This is a genomic window from Pseudomonas oryzihabitans NBRC 102199 (assembly GCF_000730625.1).
Lineage (GTDB): Bacteria > Pseudomonadota > Gammaproteobacteria > Pseudomonadales > Pseudomonadaceae > Chryseomonas > Chryseomonas oryzihabitans.
The window spans coordinates 724,454-749,342 of sequence record NZ_BBIT01000005.1 but is presented as its reverse complement, the minus strand read 5'-3'; the positions used below and the strand labels follow the sequence as shown (position 1 = coordinate 749,342).

The 24,889-nt window shown below is 67.3% G+C and carries 20 protein-coding genes and 1 pseudogene; 12 read left to right on the top strand and 9 right to left on the bottom strand.

Annotation, left to right across the window (positions count from 1 at the left end):
- The first annotated feature begins 15 nt into the window (after positions 1-15).
- Positions 16-4,362, top strand: a complete 4,347-nt coding sequence (locus POR01S_RS09675) for a PAS domain S-box protein (RefSeq protein WP_042135383.1) — start codon at positions 16-18, stop codon at positions 4,360-4,362.
- An 87-nt stretch (positions 4,363-4,449) separates the two neighbouring features.
- The gene (locus tag POR01S_RS09670) at positions 4,450-4,764 is read left to right on the top strand and encodes a DUF2388 domain-containing protein (RefSeq protein ID WP_007161269.1); all 315 of its coding nucleotides are present in this window, start codon (positions 4,450-4,452) and stop codon (positions 4,762-4,764) included.
- An 80-nt stretch (positions 4,765-4,844) separates the two neighbouring features.
- On the opposite strand, the gene gcvH is transcribed toward POR01S_RS09670, so the two are convergent.
- Together gcvH and POR01S_RS09660 are read right to left on the bottom strand one after the other, a co-directional pair.
- A complete protein-coding gene (gcvH, locus tag POR01S_RS09665; protein ID WP_007161270.1) occupies positions 4,845-5,228 on the bottom strand; it encodes a glycine cleavage system protein GcvH in 384 nt (127 codons plus the stop codon).
- 77 nt (positions 5,229-5,305) lie between these two features.
- The gene (locus tag POR01S_RS09660; protein ID WP_027598243.1) at positions 5,306-6,349 is read right to left on the bottom strand and encodes a glycoside hydrolase family 5 protein; all 1,044 of its coding nucleotides are present in this window, start codon (positions 6,347-6,349) and stop codon (positions 5,306-5,308) included.
- Positions 6,350-6,790: 441 nt separating this feature from the next.
- On the opposite strand from POR01S_RS09660, the gene POR01S_RS09655 reads away from it, so the two are divergent.
- The 4 genes from POR01S_RS09655 (at position 6,791) to POR01S_RS09640 (ending at position 11,014) form a co-directional block, all read left to right on the top strand.
- The gene (locus POR01S_RS09655; RefSeq protein ID WP_115945151.1) at positions 6,791-8,119 is read left to right on the top strand and encodes a PQQ-dependent sugar dehydrogenase; all 1,329 of its coding nucleotides are present in this window, start codon (positions 6,791-6,793) and stop codon (positions 8,117-8,119) included.
- A 124-nt stretch (positions 8,120-8,243) separates the two neighbouring features.
- Entirely contained in the window at positions 8,244-8,918 is a 675-nt protein-coding gene (locus tag POR01S_RS09650; protein WP_027598241.1) for a response regulator, read from the top strand.
- Complete coding sequence (locus tag POR01S_RS09645) at positions 8,915-10,291, top strand: sensor histidine kinase (RefSeq protein ID WP_042135380.1); 1,377 nt, start codon at positions 8,915-8,917, stop codon at positions 10,289-10,291. The genes POR01S_RS09650 and POR01S_RS09645 overlap by 4 nt, the downstream gene beginning before the upstream one ends.
- A 108-nt stretch (positions 10,292-10,399) precedes the next feature.
- Positions 10,400-11,014 (top strand): glutathione S-transferase family protein, encoded by a 615-nt coding sequence (locus POR01S_RS09640; protein ID WP_037007333.1) that lies wholly within the window; start codon positions 10,400-10,402, stop codon positions 11,012-11,014.
- A gap of 7 nt (positions 11,015-11,021) precedes the next feature.
- Here POR01S_RS09640 and POR01S_RS09635 read toward each other — a convergent pair whose 3' ends face one another.
- Positions 11,022-12,278, bottom strand: coding sequence for a cyclic di-GMP phosphodiesterase (locus POR01S_RS09635; protein WP_037007636.1), 1,257 nt, complete (start codon positions 12,276-12,278; stop codon positions 11,022-11,024).
- A gap of 106 nt (positions 12,279-12,384) precedes the next feature.
- Here POR01S_RS09635 and yihG point away from each other — a divergent pair, with 106 nt between their 5' ends.
- A complete protein-coding gene (gene yihG, locus POR01S_RS09630) occupies positions 12,385-13,272 on the top strand; it encodes a 1-acylglycerol-3-phosphate O-acyltransferase, YihG family (protein ID WP_027598239.1) in 888 nt (295 codons plus the stop codon).
- A 71-nt stretch (positions 13,273-13,343) separates the two neighbouring features.
- On the top strand, positions 13,344-14,777 hold the full coding sequence (gene mdtD / locus POR01S_RS09625; protein WP_007161278.1) for a multidrug transporter subunit MdtD: 1,434 nt from the start codon (positions 13,344-13,346) through the stop codon (positions 14,775-14,777).
- Positions 14,778-14,864: 87 nt separating this feature from the next.
- On the opposite strand, the gene POR01S_RS09620 is transcribed toward mdtD, so the two are convergent.
- Positions 14,865-15,074 carry a cold-shock protein gene (locus tag POR01S_RS09620; protein ID WP_007161279.1) on the bottom strand — a complete coding sequence of 70 codons (210 nt, stop codon included), beginning with the start codon at positions 15,072-15,074 and terminating at the stop codon, positions 14,865-14,867.
- Between the two features lie 408 nt (positions 15,075-15,482).
- On the opposite strand from POR01S_RS09620, the gene POR01S_RS09615 reads away from it, so the two are divergent.
- Entirely contained in the window at positions 15,483-16,172 is a 690-nt protein-coding gene (locus tag POR01S_RS09615) for an HAD family hydrolase (RefSeq protein ID WP_042135375.1), read from the top strand.
- A 46-nt stretch (positions 16,173-16,218) separates the two neighbouring features.
- Here the strand turns inward: POR01S_RS09615 and POR01S_RS09610 are convergent, their stop codons facing one another.
- Positions 16,219-17,433 carry an NAD(P)-dependent oxidoreductase gene (locus tag POR01S_RS09610; RefSeq protein WP_169853346.1) on the bottom strand — a complete coding sequence of 405 codons (1,215 nt, stop codon included), beginning with the start codon at positions 17,431-17,433 and terminating at the stop codon, positions 16,219-16,221.
- A gap of 286 nt (positions 17,434-17,719) precedes the next feature.
- Positions 17,720-19,187: pseudogene (locus tag POR01S_RS09605) on the bottom strand (lipid II flippase MurJ).
- Positions 19,188-19,503: 316 nt separating this feature from the next.
- Here POR01S_RS09605 and POR01S_RS09600 point away from each other — a divergent pair.
- From POR01S_RS09600 to POR01S_RS09590, 3 genes are all read left to right on the top strand, one after another.
- Positions 19,504-19,758: a YebG family protein gene (locus tag POR01S_RS09600; RefSeq protein WP_007161283.1), complete on the top strand. Its 255-nt coding sequence runs from the start codon at positions 19,504-19,506 to the stop codon at positions 19,756-19,758.
- A 56-nt stretch (positions 19,759-19,814) separates the two neighbouring features.
- A complete protein-coding gene (locus POR01S_RS09595) occupies positions 19,815-20,768 on the top strand; it encodes a nucleoside hydrolase (RefSeq protein ID WP_042135371.1) in 954 nt (317 codons plus the stop codon).
- Positions 20,769-20,919: 151 nt separating this feature from the next.
- Positions 20,920-23,130, top strand: coding sequence for a M48 family metallopeptidase (locus POR01S_RS09590; protein ID WP_042135370.1), 2,211 nt, complete (start codon positions 20,920-20,922; stop codon positions 23,128-23,130).
- Positions 23,131-23,188: 58 nt separating this feature from the next.
- On the opposite strand, the gene fba is transcribed toward POR01S_RS09590, so the two are convergent.
- The 3 genes from fba to POR01S_RS09575 all read right to left on the bottom strand — a co-directional run bounded on the left by fba (position 23,189) and on the right by POR01S_RS09575 (position 24,889).
- On the bottom strand, positions 23,189-24,253 hold the full coding sequence (fba, locus tag POR01S_RS09585) for a class II fructose-bisphosphate aldolase (protein WP_007161286.1): 1,065 nt from the start codon (positions 24,251-24,253) through the stop codon (positions 23,189-23,191).
- A gap of 118 nt (positions 24,254-24,371) precedes the next feature.
- On the bottom strand, positions 24,372-24,701 hold the full coding sequence (locus POR01S_RS09580; RefSeq protein ID WP_027598234.1) for an MliC family protein: 330 nt from the start codon (positions 24,699-24,701) through the stop codon (positions 24,372-24,374).
- On the bottom strand, positions 24,698-24,889 hold the full coding sequence (locus POR01S_RS09575) for a hypothetical protein (protein WP_007161288.1): 192 nt from the start codon (positions 24,887-24,889) through the stop codon (positions 24,698-24,700). Before POR01S_RS09575 ends, POR01S_RS09580 begins: the two co-directional genes overlap by 4 nt.

The window sequence follows — 24,889 nt, the reverse complement described above, 5'->3', positions numbered from 1 at the left end:
CAAGGATAGCCAGCCGTGCAGACAACCGTCGTGAACCCTGCCGTGGGTGCCGAGGACGCCGAGCAGCGCCGTCGCCGCCAGGCGCTCCTGGCCACCTGCGGCCTGCTCGACGGCCAGCCGGAGCCGGCCCTCGACGACCTGGTGGAACTGGCGGCCACCCTCTGCGAGACGCCCATCGCCGCGGTCAACCTGCTTGGCGAGGAGCAGCAGCTGTTCATCGCCGAACGCGGCCTGGGCGTGGCGGAAATTCCCCTGGCGCTGTCCTTCTGCCAGCACCTGCACGATGCCCGGGAGGCGCGGCAGATCGAGGACCTGAGCCAGGATCCGCGCTTTATCGACAATCCCCTGGTGACCGATCCGGCCGGGCTGAGATTCTATGCCGGCGCCCCGCTGCGGACGGCCGAAGGCGTCTTTCTCGGCACCCTCTGCGTGCTCGACTGGCAACCGCGCGAGCTGAACGCCGCACGCCTGAGCGGCCTCGAACGCCTGGCGCGCCAGGTGCTGCGCCTGTTCGAGACGCGGCTGCAGGCGGCCTCGCCGGCGCGGCACAGCACCCTCGACGAAACCCACTACCGCGCGCTGATGGACGTCAATCCGCAGATCATCTGGTTCGCGCGGCCCGATGGCAGCTTCGAATACGCCAATCGCTACTGGTACGAATACAGCGGCCTGAGTCCGGCCAGCGTGGTCGCCGACCCCGATCTCTGGGCCGGCGCCATCCATCCCGAGCAGCGTCCGCAGCTGTTGCGGCGCTGGCGCGAGGTGCGCGAGCAACGCGTCGCCGGCAGCCTGGAATTGCAGCTGCGCGATGCCGAGGGTCACTATCGCTGGTTCGAAACCCGCACCATGCCCTTCACAAATGCCAGCGGCGAGATCGAGCATTGGGTGGGCGTGGCCCAGGACATCGACAGCCGCAAGCGGGCGGAAACGGCGCTGCGGGAGAGCGAGGCCTTCGCCCACCTGCTGCTCGAATCGACCCACGAGGGCTTCTGCGCCCTGGATCGCCAGGGCCGTGCCACCCTCTGCAACCGCGCTTTCCGGCAGATGCTCGGCCTGCCCGAGGACCGCGACATCCTCGGCGAGCGCCTGGACACCCGGCTCAGCTCCGCCCGCAGCGAAGATGGCGCCCGGGCCCTGCAGCGCGCCGCCAGCGAAGGCGCCACCCTGCACCTGTCCGCCGACGCCCTGCTGCGCGAGGACGGCAGTCTGCTGCCGGTGGAATGGCGCGCCCAGCCGCTCTGGCGCGACGGCGAGGTCCAGGGCGCCATCTGCACCTTCGTCGACCTCAGCGAACGCATCCGCAGCCATGACCGCCAGCGCTTTTTGCTCGAACTGGGCGACCTGCTGCATGGCGTGACCCACACCGGCGAAGTCGCCTCGGTACTGGGCGACAGCCTCGGCCACCTGCTCGCCGTGCAGCGCATCGGCTATGCCCGGGTCGGCCGCGACGGCAGCCTGACCATCGACAGCGACTGGCTCGAACAGGGCCGAACCCACCGTCTCAACCTGCCCAGCCTGGCGCACTGGCACACCTCGGCGGTGGAGGAGCTGCGCCGCGGCATCATCGTCAGCGTGGAAGACAGCACCCAGGACAGTCGCCTGGGCGAGATGCGCACCCAGTTGGTGGAGCATGGCGTGCGCGCCGGCCTGGTGGTGCCCCTGCTCGCCGAAGAACAGCTGGTGGGTCTGCTGTTCCTCTATGCCGACACGCCCCGCCACTGGACCATCGGCGACGTCGCCCTGGTACGCGAGGTGGCCGAGCGCATCCGCATCGTCATCGAGCGCACCGCCGCAGCCGACGCCCTGCGTCTGGCCGAGCAGCGCATCGCCCTGGCCATGGACGTGGCCGACCTGGGCGTCTGGGACTATGACATCGACCGCGATCTGATCAGCTGGGATTCGCGCCTCGCCCATCTGGTCGGCGCCACGGAGCGCCGCTGCACCCTGCGCGGCGCGGCGCTGCTGCGCGCCCTGCACCCCGCCGACGCGCCCCGGGTGCGGGCCTATGTCAGCGCGGCCATCCAGGGCGGCGGCAATGCCTATGACCTGCGGCTGACCTTTCGCGTGCGCAGTCCGCGCCAGGGCGAGCCGGTGTGGCTGAGCATCCGCGGCCGCGAACGCCTGGAGCCCGGCGGTCAGCGGCGGCTGGTGGGCATCGCCCGCGACATCACCCGCGAACGCCATGACGCCGATCGCATCAGCGAGACCAATCGCCAGCTGCGCCGGCAGATCGAGGAGCGCCGCGCCGCCGAAGCCCGCCAGCACGCCCTCATCGAACTGGGCGACCGCCTGCGCGAAGGCGACCCGGAAAGCGCCGGGGTGGCCGCGGCCCTGGAACTGGTGGGTACCCGACTGGGCCTGCGCCGCGTCGGCTATGCCCGTCTGGACGAGAGTCGCGGCACCTTCGTCCCGCACCAGATGTGGACGTCCAACGGCCACTTCGACCAGGCCCTGGCCTATCCGCTGCTCGCCCCCGACAGCCTGGGCAGCCAGGAGGGCGAAGCGCCCCTGGTGATCGACGACGTCAGCCAGGACCCGCGCGCCCAGGCCAATGCGCAGCGCCTGCTCGATCTGGAGATCGCGGCGCTGGTGGACATCCCGCTCTATGAAGACGGTCGCCTGCGCGCGCTGTTCGTCGCCCATGATCAGCGCGCCCGGTTGTGGACGGAAGGCGAGGTGCAATTTCTGCGCGACGTCACCGACCGGCTCTGGTCGGCCATCTGCCGGCAGCGCTCCCAGGACGCCCAGCGCGAGAGCGAGGGCCGCTTCCGGCTCATGGCCGACAGCGCCCCGGTGCTGATCTGGGCCTGCGACGCCGACGGCCAGCTGCAATTCGTCAACCAGCGCTTCGCCAGCGAATTCGATCTGCACGACGCCGATCTGCACGACCAGGGCTGGAGCGCCCTGCTGCCGGACAGCGAATGCCCGGCCTTCGAGGGCGCCTTCAAGCAGGCCGTCGCCACCCACAGCGCGCTGCGTGCCGAGGTGCGGGTGCGCAATGCCCAGGGCGAATGGCGCTGGCTGCGCCTGGAGGGCACCCCGCGCCTGGAGCTCGACGGCGAATTCCATGGCCTGGTGGGCTGTGGCGTGGACGTCACCGAGGCACGGCAGACCACCGACCAGCTGGAGCAGCGCATCGCCGAACGCACCCAGGAACTGGGGCGCAGTCATGCGCGGCTGATCGCCGAGATCTACGAACGCGAGCGCACCGAGGAAGCCCTGCGCCAGTCGCAGAAGATGGAAGCCATCGGCCAGCTCACCGGCGGCATCGCCCACGACTTCAACAACATGCTCACCGGCATCGTCGGCGCCCTCGACCTGATCCGTCTGCGCATCGCCAACGGCCGCACCCAGGATCTGGATCGCTACATCAACGCGGCGGTCAATTCGGCCGACCGTGCCGCCGCCCTCACCCACCGGCTGCTGGCCTTCGCCCGCCGCCAGACCCTGGACCCGCAGCCGGTGGACGTCCACCAGCTGGTCGCCTCGCTGCAGGACCTGCTGGTGCGCACCGTGGGCGAAAACGTCGCCCTGCGCCTGGATCTGGCGCCGGTCGCCTGGCTGGCCCACAGCGATACCCACCAGCTGGAAAACGCCCTGCTCAACCTGGTCATCAATGGCCGCGACGCCATGCCCGCCGGCGGCGAGCTGTGCATCGCCACCGCCAACCTCAGCCTCGACGCCGAGGCGGCGGCCCGCGAATCCCTGACGCCGGGCGACTATGTGCGCCTGAGCGTGGCCGACACCGGCACCGGCATGCCACCGGAGGTCAAGGCCAAGGCCTTCGAACCCTTCTTCACCACCAAGCCGGCCGGCCAGGGCACGGGGCTCGGCCTGTCGATGATCTACGGCTTCGTCAAGCAGTCCGGCGGCACCGCGCGCATCGACACCGAACAGGGCCAGGGCACCACCATCAGTCTCTATCTGCCGCGCCATCCGGAGGTGGCGGCCGCCGCCACCGATCAACCGACGCTCAAGGTCGCGCCCCGCGCCGAAGCCGGCCAGACCGTGCTGGTGGTGGAGGACGAATACGCGGTGCGCATGATCGTGCTGGAGGTGCTCGCGGAGCTGGGCTACACCGCGCTGGAGGCGAGCGATGCCGATGGCGCCCTGCCGATCATCGAGAGCGATCAGCGGCTGGACCTGCTCATCAGCGACGTCGGCCTGCCCGGCATGAACGGCCGCCAGCTCGCCGAGATCGCCCGTGGTCGGCGTCCCGAGCTCAAGGTGCTGTTCATCACCGGCTATGCCAAGAACGCCAAGGTGCGCGGCGAATTCCTCGGCGAGAACATGGACATGCTGATCAAGCCCTTCGACATCGATGCCCTGGCGGAGCGCATCCACAGCATGATCCAGCACTAGGCGCCGGCGAAGAAGCCGGCACAGGGCGCTGGAACTCGAAGGACGTCTGAGCTCTCTATAGGAAACCTCAAGAAGGAGATCTCATCCATGCGCCTGAAGAAGCTTGCTCTGGTTTCCCTGATCGGCCTGCCGCTGCTGGCCGCGACCACCGCCGCCAACGCGGATGCCCGGTTCTGGCGGCATGCCGCGACCCTCGGGGCGACCTCGGGCTCGTTCTATACCACCAGCCGTGACGACCACAAGATCGTCGCCGCCACCCAGGACGACGCCAGCTCCTACCTGGCCAGCAATGGCCAGATCCGTGGCCCCTACCTGGAAGCCGCGCTGCGCGACATGCGCGCCGCCGAGCCTGGCCTCAAGGCCAGCGACAGCGATCTCGCCATGCGTATCCTGACCCAGTAAGGGCCAGGCAAAAAAAGAACCCCGCCGGCCACGCCGCGCGGGGTTCTTTTTTGCCCGGGATCCGGGCGGCGGATGGCGCCTCAGCTCTCGCTGGCGGCGCGATAGCCGTCGGCGTCGAGCAGCTTGTCCAGCTCGGCCGCATCCTGCGGCTTGAGCTTGAAGAACCAGGCGCCATAGGGCTCGCCATTGACCTGCTCGGGGGCGTCGGCCAGGGCCTCGTTGACGGCGATCACCTCGCCACCCACCGGGGCATAGATGTCCGAGGCCGCCTTCACCGATTCCACCACCCCGGCCTGGTCACCGGCGGCGAGGGTCTTGCCGACTTCCGGCAGTTCGATGAAGACCACATCGCCCAGGGCTTCCTGGGCATGGTCGGAAATGCCGACGGTCACGCTACCGTCGGCTTCCAGACGGGCCCATTCGTGGCTGGCGGCATAACGCAGGTCGGCGGGAATCTGGCTCATGAGAGGTCCTCGGGGCTGGCACGGTTAAAAGGCAAGGGTAGCCTGCCGACCCCGGGGACCGCCATCGCTGGCCGGGCTTATTTGGGGCCGATGCTCGCGCAGCTGCTGCTGTCGACGTACTTCTTCAGGGTCGCCCACTGGGGTCGATCCACGCCGTTGATGGGTTCCACCGCCAGGTTGTAGTTGCCCCAGCCGGGACCGGCGGCCCAGTAGCTGGCCGGAATGCAGTGCTGCTTGAGATAGGCCAGCATGTTGTCCATGGCCACCAGCCAGCGCGGATCGTCGTCCGGCACGCCGAATTCGCCGATGTAGCCCTGCTTGCCGTTCTTCTTCAGCCAGTCGACGAAGGGCTTGACGCGATTCACCCCGACCATGGGGTCGAAGCCGCTCATGTCCTTGCTGGCGTACTGGCCGCCACCGTCATTGTCGAAATAGACGTGGGCGGAAAAGATCAGCTTGTTGGCCGGGTCCTTGAGCGCCAGCAGCGGATCGTTCCACTGCGGCCAGCGCGCGGCGCTGGACCAGCCGTTGCCCTCGACGATGATGGGGTGGACGCTGTCCACGGTACGGATGCCGTTGATGCCGTGCTGGGCGGCGGTCGGCCAGAAGGCCACGGCGTCGTGGGGCTCGTTCATGATGTCGTAACCGAAGAGCGCCGGGTGCTTGCCGAAGCGGAAGGCCAGGCGATAGGTCACGTCCCAGTAGTTGAAGTAGGTGACCTTGCCCGCGCCGATCACCTCGCCGCGATAGCGCGCATAGTTGTGCAGGTCGAGGATCACCTTGACGCCATACTTCTGGGCGTAATTCAGCGTCTGGGTGACCAGGGCGCCATAGTCCGGATCCAGCATCGAATTCAGGTTGGGCTGGATGCGCTCCCAGATGATCGGAAAGCGCACCAGCTTGATGCCCTTGGCGCTCCAGTCCTTGAAGTGCTGTTCGCTGGGAAAGATGTAGTTGCGGTTGTTGAGGCCGGGTAGCACCTGGCTGGCGAAGCCGGCACCGGAGAAGTTGAGACCGACCAGGTCGACCGCCTGGGCCGAACCCAGGAGTGCGCTGCTCAGGGCCAGGGTACCGGCCAGCCGCAGGGAAAACTGGCGCAAGCGCCGGGTAAGGGATTGCATGACTGCACCTGTGAAAAGAAAGACTCCCCGCCCCCGCAAGCTAGCGGGTCCTGGCGTAGGCGAGTTCAGGCGACCGCGTCCGCTTGCGGCGCCACTGGGTGCGACTTCGTCGTCATTGTTGGGGCAGCTATCGGCGTCAGCTGCGCCAGCTTTAGTGAATTTTTTCGTTCAAAAACAGATGGTTACGCTTTGATTTACGTCAGATAGCCGGCGCTTTTCCGCAGACCTCGGTGCAGTCCCGCTAACACCTTGAATCGGCAGGACTTTCCGTATCCGTGAAAGAACGAGCGCAGCGCCCGAGCACTCAAAAAGACCGACTTGGTAAAAAGAGTCATTTTCAAAACCGGGCTGCACAGATGCCCAGGGTGGCCATGGGGCCGGCCCAGGAACGTTCGCCGGCAGCCGGGCTCTATCCTGCGAGCCCCTCGCGAGAGCCCTGCCATGCCCCTGAGCACGCCCCATCCCTTGCGTACCCTGGCCCTGACCCTGGCCGCCGTGACCCTGCTCGGCTGCGGCGAGACCGCGCGCCTGCAGCGCGAAGCCGGCTATGGGCCGACGCCGACCCTGCCGGAACCCCACAAGACACTGCTGCCGACCATCAACGTGGCCCCGGCGGTCGGCTGGCCCGAAGGCGGCAAGCCCACTGCCGCGCCCGGCACCCAGGTCCAGGCCTTCGCCCGTGGCCTGGACCATCCGCGCTGGCTCTATGTGCTGCCCAATGGCGATGTGCTGGTGGCGGAAAGCAATGCGCCCAAGCGCGAGGGCTTTCCCGGGATCAAGAACTGGATCGCGGGTCTGTTCATGAAGAAGGCCGGCGCCGGGGTGCCCAGCGCCGACCGCATCACCCTGTTGCGCGATGCCGACGGCGATGGCGTCGCCGAGACCCGCACCGTCTTCGCCGAACAGCTGCATTCGCCGTTCGGCATGGTGCTGGTGGGCGAGGACTTTTATGTCGCCAATGCCGATGCCCTGGTGCGCTTCTCCTATCGCCCCGGTGCGACTCGCCTGGAAGGCCAGCCGGTGACGGTCACCGAGCTACCGGCGGGCATCAATCACCACTGGACCAAGAACGTCATCGCCAGCCGCGACGGCAAGAAGCTCTATCTCACCGTGGGCTCCAACAGCAACGTCGGCGAAAACGGCCTGGATATCGAGGAAGGCCGCGCCGCCATCTGGGAGCTAGATCGCGCCAGCGGCCAGAAACGCCTGTTCGCCACCGGTCTGCGCAACCCCAATGGGCTGGACTGGGAGCCCACCACCGGCAAACTGTGGACGGTGGTCAACGAACGCGACGAGATCGGCAGCGACCTGGTGCCGGACTATGCCACCTCGGTGCAGGACGGCGGCTTCTATGGCTGGCCCTACAGCTACTGGGGCAAGACCGTGGACAGCCGGGTACAGCCGCCCCGCCCGGATCTGGTGGCCAAGGCGCTGACCCCGGACTACGCCCTGGGTACCCACACCGCCTCCCTGGGCCTGGCCTTCGCGAGCGCCGACAGCGAGTTGCCGACGGCGTTTCGCCAGGGCATGTTCGTCGGCCAGCACGGCTCCTGGAATCGCGATCCCAAGAGCGGCTACAAGGTCGTCTTCGTGCCCTTCCAGAACGGCAAGCCCAGCGGCCCGCCGCGCGACCTGCTGACCGGCTTCCTCAATGGCAAGGAAGAGGCCCAGGGACGTCCGGTCGGGGTGGTCAACGATGGTCACGGCGGCCTGCTGGTGGCCGACGATGTCGGCAATACGATCTGGCGGGTCAGCGCCCAGCGTCCCTGAGCCGTGTTAATCCGGCCTTAAGCGCCCTGGCCTAGGCTGGAGGCTGACCATCCTGGAGATGGTCACCGCTCTTGCCGAGGCCGGCCCGGAGCGGTAAAACCGCTCAACCGCCTGGGAAAATCCGATGAGAATACTGCTGGCCGAAGACGACATGCTGCTGGGCGACGGCATCCGCGCCGGCCTGGCCCTGGAAGGCGATACCGTCGACTGGGTGACCGATGGCCAGGCCGCCCAGGCGGCGCTGGAAACCGATCCCTTCGATCTGGTGGTGCTCGACATCGGCCTGCCCCGCCGCTCGGGACTCGAGGTCCTGGCCGCGCTGCGCAAGCGCGGCGACGCCACCCCAGTGCTGATCCTCACCGCCCGCGACAAGGTCACCGACCGGGTCACCGGCCTGGACACCGGCGCCGACGACTACCTGACCAAACCCTTCGACCTGGACGAACTGCTCGCCCGGGTCCGCGCCCTCACCCGCCGCAGCGCCGGCCGGGCCCTGCCGCAACTGGAGCACAACGAGCTGCGGGTCGATCCGGCCACCCACCGGGTGACCCTGGCCGGCCAGCCGGTGGAGCTGGCACCGCGGGAATACGCCCTGCTGCGCCTGCTGCTGGAAAACATGGGCAAGGTGCTCTCGCGCAATCGCCTGGAGCAGGCGCTCTATGGCTGGGACGGTGACGTCGAGAGCAACGCCATCGAGGTCCATATCCATCACCTCAGACGCAAGCTCGGCACCAGCCTGATCCGCACCGTGCGCGGCATCGGCTACGGCATCGACCAGCCCGAGCGGCCGGCTCCATGACCGACGGCCCAGCCGTCTCGCTGCGCCGGCGGCTGCTGACGCTGCTGCTGTGCGGCATCTTCGCCTGCTGGCTGATCGCCGCCCTAGTGACCTACCAGCTGGTCCTGCGCCAGGTGAATCGCCTGGCCGACGAGGACATGCTCGACTTCGGCTCGGCCGCCCTGCACCTGGCCACCCTGGGCGAGGGCGGTGACCGCAGTCTGCCGCCCGCGGCCCGGGCCCTGGAGCGAAGCCGCACAGCCATCGCCGACCTGCCGCTGTTCAAGCGGCGCAACGCCCTGGGCTATCTGCTGCAGGCCGGCGACCAGCGCCTCGGCACCCCGGCGCCGCCGGCCGGTCTGGCCGACCAGCCGCCCGGCTTCAGCAGCCTGCTGGCCGAGGGGCAGCACTGGCGCGTGTTGCGGCTGAGCAGCGGCGAGGGGCGCATCTGGATCTACGAAAACCTGGCCGATCGCCGCGGCGCCACCAACCTGCTGCTGCTCGGCTCGCTGTTTCCCCTGGCCCTGGCCCTGCCGGTGCTGGCCGCCCTCATCTGGTTCGGCGTCACCCGCGGTCTGGAGCCCCTGCGCCAGCTGGCCGCGCAGATCAAGCAGCGCTCCGCCCAGCGTCTGGAGCCGTTGCCGCTGAGCCGGGTGCCGCTGGAAGCCGCGGTCCTGGTGGAGGAGATCAACGCCCTGCTGGAACGCCTGGACGGGGCCCTGGAGGCGGAGCGCCGGCTGACCAGCGACGCCGCCCACGAGATCCGCACCCCCCTCGCCAGTCTGCTGACCCATACCCAGGTCGCCCTGAGATCCAGCGATCCCCAGGCCCATGCCCGCGGCCTGGTGCAGGTGCGTCGCAGCGCCGAACGCATCAGCCAGCTGATGGAGCAGATCCTGCTCCTGGCGCGGCTGGACAGCGGCGCCCTGCAGGAGCAGTTCGTCCCCGTCCATCTCGGCCGGCTGGCAGCGGATACCCTGTCGGAACTCGCGCCCCTGGCCATCGAGAAGAACATCGACCTAGTGCTGGAGGATCAGGAGGTCAAGCTGTCGGGTATTCCCACCTGGCTGGGCGTGCTGCTCACCAACCTGGTCGGCAACGCCATCCGCTATACCCCCAGCGGCGGCCAGGTGCTGGTCCGGGTCGTCGAGGAGGTGCCCGGCCAGGTACGTATCGACGTCTGCGACAGCGGCCCCGGGGTCAGTCCGGAAGAACGGGCGGTGATCTTCACTCGTTTCTACCGCAGCGAGAGCGCTGGCCAGAACGTCGGCAGCGGCCTGGGGCTGCCCATCGTCAAGCGCATCGTCGAAATCCATGGCGGCAGCCTGCACCTGGGCGAAGGCCTGCAGGGACGCGGGCTGGGGGTATACGTCGAGCTACCCGGCCTGGCCTGATCCGGCCACCTACGACCAAGGCCATCTTTTACCCGGGACGGCCTAGGGCTTACAGTGCAGGGATTCGCCACAAGCGAATGCAGTCCTGCCTTCTGGAGAGCCCGGCCCATGTCCATGATCCTGTACCACACTCCCGCCTCGCCCTTCGGTCGCAAAGTCGTGGTGATGCTCCACGAGACGGACCTGATCGAGCAGGTGGAGGTGGAAATCGTCCAGCAGACGCCGCTCAACCCCAATCGCGACGTCCTCGATACTAACCCCGCCGGCAAGATTCCCGCCCTGCGCCTGGCCGATGGCACCTGCCTGCACGACAGCCGCGTCATCCTCGACTACCTGGATACCCTGCACGCGCGCACCCCGCTGATCCCGCGCCAGGGCCCGGAGCGCTGGCGGCGCCTGACCCTGGCCTCGCTGTGCGACGCCATGATGGAAGCCGCGGTGCAGATCCGCTACGAGAGCTTCATGCGCCCACCGGGCATGCAGTGGAAGCTCTGGCTGGACAACCAGCAGGAAAAGATCGCCCGGGCGCTGGACTACTTCGAGCGCGAGGCCATCGCCGAACTGGAGGGCGAATTCGACGTGGCCAGCCTGGGCATGGCCTGCCTGCTCGGCTATCTGGACTTCCGCATCCCCACCTGGGCCTGGCGCAGCGACTGTCCGCGCATCGCCGCCTGGTACGCCCGTACCGGCGAGCGGCCCTCGCTGCAGGCCACCCGCCCCTGAGCCGGCGCTAGGCCTGCTGCCAGAGCCGCTCCAGATTGCGAAAGCCCCACTCCTGCGGATCTTCCCGCCGCACGATGCGTTCGTCGGCGGGCGGCCGGGCGAGATCCAGCAACCGCTGCGGCAGCGGCGTGCGCGAACGCGCGGAAAAGAATACCCGCACCCGCGGGGTCAGCAGGCTGTCCGGGTGCTGCTCGACCACCACCGCCAGCTGCTCGTTGCTCAGCCGCACCAGGGAGCCGATCGGATAGATGCCCAGCGTCTTGACGAAGGCCTGGAACACCCGGGGATCGAAGTGCCCCTTCCACTCCGCCATGCGCCGGATCGCCTCGGCCGGACTCCAGGCGGTCTTGTAGGGCCGGGTCGAGGAGACGGCGTCATAGACGTCGCAGACCGCGGCGATGCGCGACAGCAGACTGATCTGGTTGCCGGCCAACCCATGGGGATAGCCGCTGCCATCGAATTTCTCGTGATGGTGCAGGCAGACGTCGATGACCTCCGCGGATGCGCCCCACTGCCGCAGCAGGGCGACGCCTTCCTCGGGATGCCGCCGCATCACGGCGAATTCGGCCTCGGTCAGCCTGCCCGGCTTGTTGAGCACCTCGACGGGGGTGCGCATCTTGCCCACGTCGTGCAGCAGACCGGCCTGACCGGCCAGCAGCACCTGCTCAGCCGGCAGGTCCATCTGCCGCGCCACCGCCGTCATCAGGGCGCAGACCGACACCGAATGGATGTAGGTATACTCGTCGACCGTGCGCAGCCGCGTCAGGCTGATCAGTGCCGTGGGGTGCCGCAACACCGACGCCGAGATCTGCTCGACCACGGTCGCCACTTCGCTCAGCTCGATGGCCTGGCCCAGGCGCACGTCCTGGAACAGCCGCGCCACCTCCTGCTTGGCGTGGGCGCTGACCGCCGACGCCTGCGCCATTTCCTGCGGACAACTGATGGCGGCGACCGGTGCGGTGCCAGTCTCCGGGGTCGGAGCGGCAGCGGGGAGCGTCGCGGGGGCAGCGACCGACGCGGCAACGGGCTCAGGGACCGCCACCGGTTCCAGGGCGGGCGAGCATTCGCTCGGGGACCGGCAATCCAGGCCCTTGGCGATATCGATCCACACCGCGGTCACCGCGCTGTCCTGGATCTTCTGCAGGTCGCGTGGCTCCTGCAGCAGGAAGCGCGCCTTCCAGAACGGATGGTCGATCCAGCTGCCTTCGAATTTGTGGATGTACATGCCGAGGCAGACCTCGGCACTGGTAACCTTTTTGAGCATGGCGTTCACTTCGCAGCGGATCGGCAGCAGCCATCCAGAGGCGGATGATCGCAAAATGCTATGTCACGCCAAAGACTATCGCCCCAAGTTCTAGACGAGAGAATCCATGCACCTCCTGACCGGTATCACCGTCTCTGCGCTGCTCCTGTTGAACACCCTGGTCATGATCGGTCCGCTACTGGTATTCGCCCTGATCAAGCTGCTGCCCCTTGTCGCGCTGCGCGACCTCTGCTCCCGGGTGGTCACCGCCATCGCCGAGACCTGGGCCGAGATCAACAAGGCCATCTTCGCCCGCCTCACCCCCACCGTCTGGGACATCCGCGGCACCGAGGCGCTCAGCCGTGACCGCTCCTACCTGGTCATCTGCAATCACCAGTCCTGGGTCGATATCCCCGCGCTCATCGAGACCTTCAACGGCAAGGTGCCCTATTTCAAGTTCTTCCTGAAGAAGGAGCTCATCTGGGTACCCTTCCTGGGGCTCGCCTGGTGGGCGCTGGACTACCCCTTCATGAAGAGATACACCCGCGCCCAGCTGGCCCGCCGCCCGGAACTCAAGGGCGCGGACCTGGCCATCACCCGCCGCGCCTGCGAGAAATTCCGCCGCCAGCCGGTGACCATCGTCAACTACCTGGAAGGCACCCGCTTCACCGCCGCCAAGCATGCGGAGCAGCAGTCGCCCTATCGCCACCTGCTCAAGCCCAAGGCCGGCGGCATGGCCTTCGTCCTCGCCGCCATGGGCGAGCAGCTGGACACCCTGCTGGACGTCACCCTGGTCTATCCCGACGGTCGCGTGCCCGGCTTCTGGGACCTGCTCTGCGGACGAGTCAAACGCGTTATCATCGATATTCGCGCGCGACCTCTGGATCCGGCGCGCTGGGCGGGTGACTACAGCGAAGATGCGGAATTTCGCGCAGGCTTCCAGCAGTGGGTCAGCACGCTCTGGGCAGAGAAGGACCAGCGGATCGAGGCGCTGCTAGATTCCCGCTCGCGCTGAAGGAGCGGGGCACCCTGCCGCCGCCAGACAGTCAGAGAGCGGGTAGTCGGCTGTCTCGACAAGGACCTCCCATGCCCTCCCCGACCCTGGATACCACCACGGCCCGCTGGCTTCCCTGGCTGATCGCCGTGGCCTTCTTCATGCAGTCGCTGGACGCGACCATCGTCAACACCGCCCTGCCGCGCATGGCCGCCGACCTCGGCGAGAATCCGCTGCGCATGCAGGGGGTGGTGATCGCCTACCTGCTCACTGTCGCGCTGCTGATTCCCGCCTCCGGCTGGATTTCCGATCGCTTCGGCAGTCGCCGCGTCTTCTTCACCGCCATCGCCCTCTTCACCTTTGGCTCGCTGCTCTGCGCCCTGGCGCCCAGCCTCAACCTGCTGATCGCCGCCCGGGTAATCCAGGGCCTCGGCGGTTCGCTGATGCTGCCGGTGGGGCGCCTGGTGATCCTGCGCGTCTATCCGCGCAGCGAGCTGGTCCGCATCCTCAGCTTCATCACCATTCCCGGCCTGATCGGCCCTCTGGCCGGCCCGGCCCTGGGTGGCTGGTTGGTGGAAGCCGTGTCCTGGCACTGGATCTTCCTGATCAACCTGCCAGTGGGCATCCTCGGCTGCCTGGCCACCCGCCGCCTGCTGCCGGATCTGCGCAGCCCCCTGCCGCAACGCTTCGACGGCCTGGGCTTCCTGCTCTTCGGCACTTCCATGATCCTCATCAGCATCGCCCTGGAAGGCCTCGGCGAATTGCACCTGCCCCATGTGCGGGTGGTGCTGTTGCTGATGGCCGGCATGGCATGCATGGTGGCCTACTGGCTGCGCGCCCTGCACCACGACCAGCCACTGTTCTCCGCCGAGCTGTTTCGCATCCGCAGCTTCGCGGTGGGCATCTTCGGCAATCTCTTCGCCCGCCTCGGCAGCGGCGCCCTGCCCTTTCTCATCCCGCTGCTGTTCCAGGTGGGCCTCGGCTACTCGCCGACCCAGGCCGGCCTGCTGATGATGCCCCTGGCGCTGTCGGCGATGCTGGCCAAGCCCATCGCCGGTCCGCTGATCGGGCGCCTCGGCTATCGCCGCCTGCTGGTGGGCAACACCCTGCTACTGGGTTGCCTGATCGCCAGCCTCGCCCTGATCGGTCCCTCGACGCCCTTCGTCTGGCTGCTCATCCACCTCGGCATCCTCGGCGCGGTGAATTCCATGCAGTTCACCGCCATGAACACCATTACCCTCATCGACCTGCACGACCAGCAGGCGGCCAGCGGCAACAGCCTGCTGTCGGTGGTGATGCAACTGGCCATGAGCTTTGGCGTGGCCTGTGCGGCCGCCCTGCTGGGCGGTTTCCAGGACGACTATGGCGACACCGAGGTGCTGTCCGCCTTTCGCGCGACCTTTCTCTGCGTCGGCGCGCTCTCGATGCTGGCGGCGGCGATCTTCTTGCAGGCCTCGCGGGAGACCGGGCGCCGGGTCAAGCCGCTGGCGGCCGAACCGGAAAAGAGCGCGCAGAACGTCGAGTGAAGCGGGCTATAGCACCGCTCGACACGCCATAAACGAAAAACCCCGGCCTGGCCGGGGTTTTTCGTGAGCTTCGGGCGACGTCAGGTGTCAGATGACCTGTACGTGCTCTGCCTGCATGCCCTTCTGGCCTTGCACGACTTCGAAGCTGACCTTCTGGCCTTCAGCCAGGGTCTTGAAACCTTTGCCTTCGATTGCGCGGAAGTGAACGAACACGTCCGGACCGCTCTCGGGAGTAATGAAGCCGTAGCCTTTGGTTTCGTTGAACCATTTGACGGTGCCGTTCTGACGATTCGACATGACGGGTGTTGCTCCTTGGAATAACGGGTTTGTTATGACAGGTGCTGGCGCGGCAGCGCGTTGCATAGACCAGGCACCCGGTACTGAGTTGCAAGGAGTAACAAGAATCGAGCAGCAAGGGGTGGACGGAAAGCCTACCGCCTCAGGTCACGATCGACGGCGACCCAAGCAAACACAGTTCTCGAACTCTACGCCATATTTTTCTGGAAAGCGATTACCCTCCGGAGACCGAAATCGTTTTTGACAAGAGGTAATTTGTCGCGCCATGCAAGGTACTGTGGAGCCGGTTTTCGACCACTCGGACAGCGGCGCAAACCCTCGCCAGTCCTGCTTCCGCGCTTCTTTCCCGCCGTTTCGAATGGCCCGGGCCCACGGCCCGACCATGAAATCCCCCTGCAAGGAATACCGATGAACGTCACCCCTGTGGAACTGCTGATCAGCGATTGCGATGGCGTGCTGGTCGACAGCGAAATCCTCGCCGAACGCGTCGTCCTCGACGGCCTGGCCGCCCATGCACCGCGCGCCGAACTCGAAGCCCTGCTGCACGGGACCTTTGGCCTGACCACCCGGGACATCTTCGCCCTGGTCGAGCAGCGCTTCGGCATCACCCTGCCGCCCGCGCTGTTCAGCGACCTGCGCACCCAGGCGGAAACGCTGATCTCCACCAGCGTGGAAGCCATTCCCGGGGTGAAGCGTGCCCTGGAGAGCATCGACCTGCCGCTGGCGGTCGCCTCCAACAGCCTCAGGCACAGCGTCGAATCCTCGGTCCGCCGGGCCGATCTGGTCGAGCGGGTGGCGGGCCATATCTTCAGTGCCGACATGGTGGCCCAGCCCAAGCCGGCACCCGATGTCTATCTCCTGGCCGCCAGGACGATAGGTGTCGCGCCGGAGCGCTGCCTGGTGATCGAGGACAGCGCCACCGGCGTGCGCGCGGCGCTGGCGGCCGGCATGCGCGTCATCGGCTTTACCGGCGCCAGCCACATTCCGCCCAGCCATGGCGAGACCCTGAGCGCGCTGGGCGTGACCGCCCTGATCGCGCACATGGACGAACTCCCCGCCACCGTCGCCCGCCTCCGCGCCGCCGCCAGCGGCGGGTAATGAAAAAGGGGCCCTCAGGGCCCCTTCGCGTTCCGCCTCGGCGAAATCAGGACAGGACCGCACCCACCGCCTTGGGCAGCGCGACCGGTGCCAGGTCGGCGCTGGCGTTCCAGGCCGACTCGCTCAGCTGGGTTTCCAGCAGCTGGCGATGGATCGCCTCGCGATGCTGTTGCAGGACGATGTCCAGGGCGCGGCTGGGGGTCAGTTCGACGTCGTCGAAGGTGACGATCTGACCCGGCTCCAGGGCGCGCTTGAGCACGCTGTGCTTGAGCAGGCCGATCGGCAGGTGATCCGGGCACTCGGCGATCTTGACCGCTTCGCCGCGCACGCTGTAGCCACCGATGCCGCGCTCGATGACGTCGCCGGCCGCCATGGGCTTCTTCATGATGGCGGCCACGCTCAGGGTCGGCGTGGTGGAGTTGTTGAGCAGGATCTTGCCGCCGGCGATGACGCGTCTCAGGGTCTTGCCGACCTCCAGGGAGCACAGGTGGAAGGGGCGTACCAGCACGTAGTACGGGCCCTTGCCCAGCTTGAAGTACTCGATGGCACCGGCCTGGTCTTCGTCATGGCGACCGACCACGAAGACGCCACCGGCGGAGTAGCCGCTGGGGATCACGTAGTCGACGATGGGCTGGCCCAGTTGCTCGGCCATCTGCGCGAGGATGTTGGCGCTGTCCTGCAGGTTGGTCGAATTCAGGCCTTCCAGCCCCTGGCGGGTGATGGTGGCGCCATAGTTGTTACCGACCACCACCTGCTCGATCTGCACCTTGGTGCCGTCGGTGAAGGAGGTGGTCTGGTCGATGCTGGTGCCCTGGCGCGCGGACCAGTAGGCCATGTCTTCCGGCGTCGGGTTGTGGTTCAGATAGCCCTTCATGTTGCCGTAGACCAGCGGCTTGAAGCCCATCTGCACGGCCTCTTCGTGCAGCGCCGCCAGCGAACCCGGCTGATCGCCCTCGGCCTCGGTCAGGAAACCCTTGCCGGCCAGGTAGGAACCGGTCGTCACCTGCAGTTCGGCATTGATGGTGACCACCTTGATGCCGGCTTCGAAGGCGCGCTCGATGATCTCGGTGCCGTGGTAGGGGTCGCCGCTGCACTCCACCAGCAGGTCGCAATGATCGATGAGATCCGCCACCGACTGGGTGAGCGCTTCGGTCAGCGGATAGTCGGTGACCGTGGCGATGGGCCGGCGGGTCAGGACGCGGGTCACGGTCATGTCGTCATAGTGACGGCTGATGAGCCGGGCCAGGCAGCGCGAGATCATGCCGGTACCGACGATGCCGATACGGGTGACAGGGGATTGGGAGGACATAGGATCGATTCCTTTCAAAGAGAATGTCGGTAGCGAGCAAAGCCACCATGCGAAGTGCCGACCCCAACTACATGTCCGATCTCTTGCAAATGGAAAAAAGCTTCCATCAGAAATTCTTTGACTGGGATCAATCTTTCCGTGCGACTCGAAGCCAAATCAAAAATTCATGACTTCGTAACAGATAGCGACCAATGGCTGCAGATCGCCACCTTTTTCCTTGCCGTCCAGCGACGGCCGTTCAACTCGTCGGTTCAGCGCGCCCCGTGCCCGAGTCACCGCGCGCCCAATAGCCGCGGCGGAACAGGTCACGTTCGCCCAGGACCAGCAACAGCACCAGGAAGCCCAGCATGGCCACGCTGACGCTGACGATCAGCTCCAGCAGGCCGACCGGCTTGGGCAACAGGAAACTCAGCAGGGCCACCGCGCTGCCCGCGCTGAACCAGCGCAGCAGCAGCGACAGGTGCAGGCCGGCCAGGGAGTGGCGATAGAGCGCCAGCGCCATGAACACCGCCTGCAGGAAGGCTCCGGTGGTAAAGGAGTAGGCCAGTCCCTGGGCACCGAATGGCCGATAGACAACAGCGTCCAGGGCCACGGTGATGAAGGAGCTGGCCAGGGTGGCGTAAAGGAAGGTGCGGGCGCGCTGCTGCGACAGCAGGGCACGCCCCCACAGCAGGGCCAGCCCCATCCAGGGCAGACCCAGGGCATAGGCCACCACCAGGGTGGCGGTCGCCGCGCTCCAGCAGCACCTTGACCACCGGCTCGGAGTAGCTGAACAGCACCACGGCGGCCGGCACCAGGAACAGCAGGGTGCCGAGCAGCGCCTTGCGCATCAGCGCGCTGTACTTGTCGGCATTGCCCTCGTTCCAGCTGCGGGTCAGCTCGGGAAAGATCATCGCCAGGATCGACAGCGCATAGAGCGTCAGCGGAATGGTCACGATGCGGTAGGAGAAGGACAGCATGGTGATGTTGCCCTCCGCCAGCAGCGAGGCGAAGAAGCGCTCCGCCAGCATGCAACCCTGCTGGGCGCCGGCGGCGAGCAGCACGGGAGCGAAGGTCACGGCGAAGGGACTGCCCTCGGGCTTCTCGAAGGCCACCGAACGCTGGCCGAGATAGCCCAGGCGGCGGTGCTGGATGACGATCAGCAGCACCTGGGGCAGCAGCATGCCGGTGAACAGCGCGATACCGCTCGGCTGCAGGATGACGATGGCCAGGATGGCGCCCAGATTGAGCATCAGGGTGCGGGTCATCGGCAGGATGAAGATGCGATCGAGGTTGAGCAGCGCGCCCTGGCAATAGAGGACGGCCTGCACGCAGATCAGCAGGGTACCGACGGCGAAGACCAGCTTGCCGGTCTCGACCTGCTCGTCGCTCCAGCCCGGCGCCAGGGCATGCATCAGCCAGGGACTGGCGAGGACGCCGATCACCGACAACAGCAGGCCGAACAGGCCGATGCGCCAGTACAGCCAGCGACCGACCTGCTCGTACTGGGCGTTGCAGCGGTCGCGGATGCGTTGCAGATAGGGAATCATGGCATCGCGCAGGGCGAGGCCGAAGAAGCTCTCGAAGAACACCGGCAGGATGAGCGCGACAAAGATCAGGTCGGCTTCCCAGCTCACGCCGAATTGGCGGGCGATCAGCAGGTCGCGCAGGAACCCCAGCAGAAAGCTGGCGACCGTGATGGCCAGGATGATGAGGGTCGAACTCACGCCCGCACCTCGATCGACCCAGACGGGCCAAGCGCGGCAATAAGCGGACGGATAAAGATGGCAGGCATTGGCGGTCTCGTTCCGTGAGCCGGAGGTGATCCGGATAGAGGCGGGCAGTGATGCCCGTTTGGTCCAGACTCAGAGACCAGCTTCCGCGCTTAAGTTTCCCGAGGCAAATCTGGAGACACGCGGAAATGTCGAACGATTGGCAAATTGCCATGAGTGACCGAAGGCTGACCGCCGAGCGGTAGTCCTTGCAATCCCGTGACAAGCCAACTACTGTATATATAACCAGATACAGAATACGAGGTGACGCATGGCCGTCGAAGTGTTGTATCGCAGCAGCCGAGATCCGGAGCGCCTGTTCATGGATAAAGCCGAAGCCGATCGTCACGACAAGATGTTGGAGCTGGCCGAGTCGCTCGCCAGCGTATTGGACAAGGCCGTACCCGGTCTTGCCGAGAAGCAGTGCGAAGACCTGGGGCTGTTCATGGCCCGCAATCGCGAGGTCTTCGCCCGGGCGTTTCGCAACCAGCCGGATGCCCTGGGCGAGTTGGACCTGCCCAGCTAGCAAGGGGCGCTGCCCCTCGGGTAGCCTGGGAAGAGATCTGAGCCGGAGAAAGCCTCTTGTCCCTTCCCATTATCTTCGATACCGATCCTGGCGTGGACGACGCCCAGGCCATCGCCCTGCTGTTTGCCGATCCCGCCTTCGAGGTGATTGGGCTGACCACCACCTTCGGCAATGTGCCGGTCACCACGGCGACCCGCAACGCCCTGCTGCTCACCGAGCTGGCCGGCCGGGACACGCCCGTCGCGGCTGGGGTGGCCGAGCCCCTGGTCAAGCCGGCCGGCAACCACGCCCTGCACGTGCATGGCCAGGATGGCCTGGGCAACCAGCAGCTGCCCGCGCCGAGCCAGACACCCCACGCCCTGGATGCGGCGCGCTTCATCGTCGAGCAGACCCGCCTGCGACCGGGCGAGATCACCCTGGTGGCGGTCGGGCCGCTGGGCAACCTGGCCCTCGCCCTGGCGCTGGATCCCACGGTCGCCCAGCGCGTTCGCGAAGTGGTGGTGATGGGCGGCGCCATCGTCGAGCCGGGCAACGTCACGCCGGTGGCCGAAGCCAACATCTTTTCCGACCCCCATGCCGCGGCGCGGGTCTTCGCCGCTCCCTGGCCGCTGACCCTGGTCGGCCTCGATGCCACCCACCGCGCCGTGCTCGATCCGCCCCGCCTGCAGCGCATCGCGGCGCGCCAGGGCGCCCTCGGCGAGGTGCTCGCCCGCAGCTATGACTTCTATGCGGACTTCTACCGCAGCGTGAAGGACATCGACGGCTGCCATCCCCACGACAGCTGCGCCCTCGCCTATCTGCGCCGCCCCGAGCTGTTCCACACCGCTCGCGGTCACCTCAGCGTCGGCACCGAAGGCCTGGCGGAAGGCCAGACCTTTTTCGCCCCCGAGGGTCGCGCCTATCTGGACGGGCGCTGGTCCGGCAATCCGCCGGTCACGGTCTGCCTGGGCATGGATGGCGCCGCCATGGTGGCCTGGATGGAAGAGGTCCTGACCGCAGCGGAGCGGTAATCGGTCACGAATCCGCCAGAAGGGCGTGCCAGAGCGGCCCGCGGCCGCGCAACTGAGAGCCATGCACGCAACGCGATTGCAGCAGTGAGGTAGAAAGCCGCTCTGGATTTCTACCTGCCGCCCCGGCGGACGACTGCGCAAAGGATTGCCCATGGCTCGCTACGATCTCCTGCTCAGCGGCAGCTGCCGCGACGATGTCTCCCCCGACACCCTGAGGATCAGCCTGCTCTATCAGCTCAGGCTGGCACCGGAGCAGGTGGAGCGCCTGCTGCCCCCGGCCAGGGGTGTCCTCAAGCGGGATCTGGCCAGCGCGCAAGCCCACGAATGGGTCGAGCGGCTGCGAGATACGGGACTGGATGTCCATCTGGTCGAACGCCAGGAATCCACCCCCGTCGCCCAGGACCTCGATCTGCAGGCGCGTCTGGCCGCGTTGCAGGCAGCGGGCCTGCCGCGCCCGGCCTTCTCCCTGGGTGAGCGCCTGCAACTGCTGGCGGCCGTGCTCCTCGGCCTGACGCTCAGCCTGCTCTATCTGCTGCCGGGCCTGGCCGGATTGCTGCTGGCGATCTGTGCCCTGGCGGCCTTCATCACTCTGCTGCACCAGGATATCGTCGTCGCCTGTGGCCTGGCCCTGCCGCTGGCCGGCCTGGGCGCCTGGCTGGCCCTGGGCTTTCTGGCGCCGCGCCCGGGCCGAGGAACAGAAGCCGCCGCCGAACGGCCGCTGACGCCAGCCCAGGAGCCGGCGCTGCATTCGCTGATCGCAGCGCTCTGCCAGGCCATGGGGGTCTGCCCGCCTCGGCGCCTGCTGCTGACGGCGGAGGTCGACATCCGCTTCGCGGTCAGGACCCGGACGCTGCGCCTGGGTCTGCCGCTGATGACGGCCCTCACCCGCGATCAGTACCTGGCCAGCCTCGCCCATGTGCTGGGGCACCAGGTGAGCGGTCTGGATCGTCTGGGGGGCGCCCTGCTCAATGCCTGCCTCGCGCAACTGGAACGCCTCGGCCAGGCGGCGTCCCGAGGGCTCCTCGCCCGCGTCGCCCGTGGCTGGGCCCGCCTGCTCTTTGCCAGCGGCCAGCGCCTCACCCGCACCGCCAGCCAGCGCCGGGAAGCCCGCGCCGATCATTACCAGGTCCTGCTGGGCGGCAGCGCGGCCTTTCGCGCGACGGCGCGCCAGACGCGCCTGGCCCAGCAGGCCTGGCGTGAAGCCAGACGGCGCAGCCTGACGGCACCCGCGGCCCAGGGCCTGGTCGGCAATCTGCTGGAGTTGCACGCGGCCCTGCTGGCTCGCCAGACGCTCTCCCCCACGCCGACCTCCGCCAGCAGCCGCTACTGGGGTCGTCATCCGGCGGATCGGCAGCGGATCGCCTGGGCCGAGCGGCATCCGCTCCCCGGACTGCTGGACGACCGGCGCCCTGCCAGTGCCCTGCTGGAGCAGCCCGATGCGCATGGCCGCGCCCTGACCCTGCTGGTCCATCGCCTGGCCGGCCGCCAGCCCGAGGCGGAGCCAGCGGCCACGGTGGCCACGCTGGTTCCGGAACCGGTCCAGGACAGTGACACGGTCCTGCAGCGCTGGAGTGGCCATGCCTGGCCCGATTGCCCCTGGCTACCCCTGCACCTGCCGCTGGAGCGGACCACCCGCGCCCTTGAGGCAGACACTGTCCGCGAACGCATCCTGCTGCTGGCCGCCGGCACTGCGGACGCCTGGCAGGAAGCGGAAAAGCAAAGCCAGCGGCGCTGCCTGCTGGCCTTCTACGAAGAGCTGCACAGTCATGGACTGGCCCACGTCGTTCACGGCGAAGGGGCGTTCAACCAGGAGCACTTGCAGGAGTATCGGGCCATCGATACCTGGCAGACCGCCGCGCGCCAGCAGTTGCTGGCCGTGGCGCCGCTCTATCGGCAGCGCATCGAACGGGCCCTGGCCCAGCGTCTGCCCGGCCAGGAGCAGGCTGCCGAGCTCTATCGGCTGCTGCTCACCCTGGCCGAGCGCTATCCGGACGTGGAGCGCCTGCGCGAGGCGCGCCTGCTGGTGAAGGAATACCGCACCCTGCAGCGGCGACCGCAGGGCCCCAGTCAGATCAATGCCCTGTGCGAATTCGCCAAGCAGGATTATCGACGCCGGGTCGCGGACTGGCTGGCCTGCGACCTGCCCCTGCCTCCCGCCATCGCCACGGTCAGCCTGGGCGACTACCTGCAGCGTCACTGCCCCCGGCTCGATCTCGCCGAGGATTCCCTCTCCGCGGTCTATCGCCACAGCGCCGAGCTGCTGCCTGCGCTCAACACCCTGCACCAGCGTCTCTGGCTGCTCCTCGCCCGCGCCTGCCTGGCCGCCGAAGCCGATCAGGCGTCGCTGCAACAAAGCGCCTGAGCCTGACTGCGGGTCATAAAAAAAGGCCCCATACGGGGCCTTTTCCTGCAGCGCGGGATCAGTTGACCTTGGGATCCAGCTCGCCGCGGGCATAGCGCTCGAACATGGCGTCCAGGGAGATCGGCTTGATCTTGGAGGCCTGGCCAGCGGTGCCGAAGGCTTCGTAACGGGCGATGCAGACGTCGCGCATGGCGGTGACGGTCTTGGCCAGGTACTTGCGCGGGTCGAACTCGCTACGGTTCTTGGCCATGAACTCGCGGATGGCACCGGTGGAGGCCAGACGCAGGTCGGTGTCGATGTTGACCTTGCGGACCCCGTACTTGATGCCTTCGACGATCTCTTCGACCGGCACGCCGTAGGTTTCCTTGATGTCGCCACCGTACTCGTTGATGATCTTCAGCCACTCCTGGGGCACCGAGCTGGAGCCGTGCATGACCAGATGAGTGTCCGGGATGCGCGCATGGATTTCCTTGATGCGCTGGATCGACAGGGTGTCCCCGGTCGGCGGCTTGGTGAACTTGTAGGCGCCGTGGCTGGTGCCAATGGCGATGGCCAGGGCGTCGACCTTGGTGGCCTTGACGAACTGGGCGGCTTCTTCCGGATCGGTCAGCAGCTGGCTGTGATCCAGGGTGCCTTCGGCGCCCACGCCGTCTTCTTCACCGGCCATGCCGGTTTCCAGGCTGCCCAGGCAGCCCAGCTCGCCTTCCACGGACACGCCGCAGGCATGGGCGAAGGCCACGGTCTGCTGGGTGACGCGCACGTTGTAGTCGTAGTCGGACGGCGTCTTGCCGTCGGCCATCAGCGAGCCGTCCATCATCACCGAGGAGAAGCCCAGCTGGATGGAGCGCTGGCAGACGTCGGGGCTGGTGCCGTGGTCCTGGTGCATGACCACCGGGATGTGCGGGAATTCTTCCACCGCAGCCAGGATCAGGTGACGCAGGAAGGGAGCGCCGGCGTACTTGCGGGCACCGGCGGAGGCCTGAACGATGACCGGCGAATCGGTCTTGTCGGCGGCTTCCATGATGGCGCGCATCTGCTCGAGGTTGTTGACGTTGAAGGCCGGGACGCCATAGCCGAATTCGGCGGCGTGATCCAGCAGCTGACGCATGCTGACGAGTGCCATTGGTGATTATCTCCCTACAAAGGCGGTGGTGGCGCCAGCCTGCATGAGCGGCTGGCAGGGTTCAAGCGGCCGACCCCTGGCCGCCCTGGATTAATCGGTTCAGCTGACATTCGCCGCTTCAAGGCGTCCGGCAGCCGCGGCCGATGAGGTCGTTGTTGGCGATCCAGTAGACGAGTCCCTGGTCGCCGCGGATATGCAAAGCCACCAGCCCGTCGGTATAGGACTGGCCATCGGTGGCCGGTTCGCGGTTGAGATGACGGATCAGGCCATCGCCTTCCAGCTTGAGGTCGACGATGGACTGGCTGCGATCCACATAGCGCCAGTCGAAGGCCGCCTTGGAATCACAGACCCAGTGGGTCCAGCCGCCCGTCTGCTGCGCGCCGCGACCGGCACAGCCGGTCAGCACGGCGAGACCCAGCAGACCGAGGGCGAGCGTGCGCCCCTTCACTGGGCGCAACCGCTGGCAGGACGGCTGGCGTTGCCATTGAGCGTATCGACCCGCTCGCCATTCTGCGCCGTGGGCGTGGCGGCTGCCGCCGGTGGCGGCGCGAACACCGCGCAGGCCTTGTCGGCATTGCCACCGGCGCAACCGGCCAGCATCAGGACAGCGGAACAGACGAGCAGCGGCGTACGCAT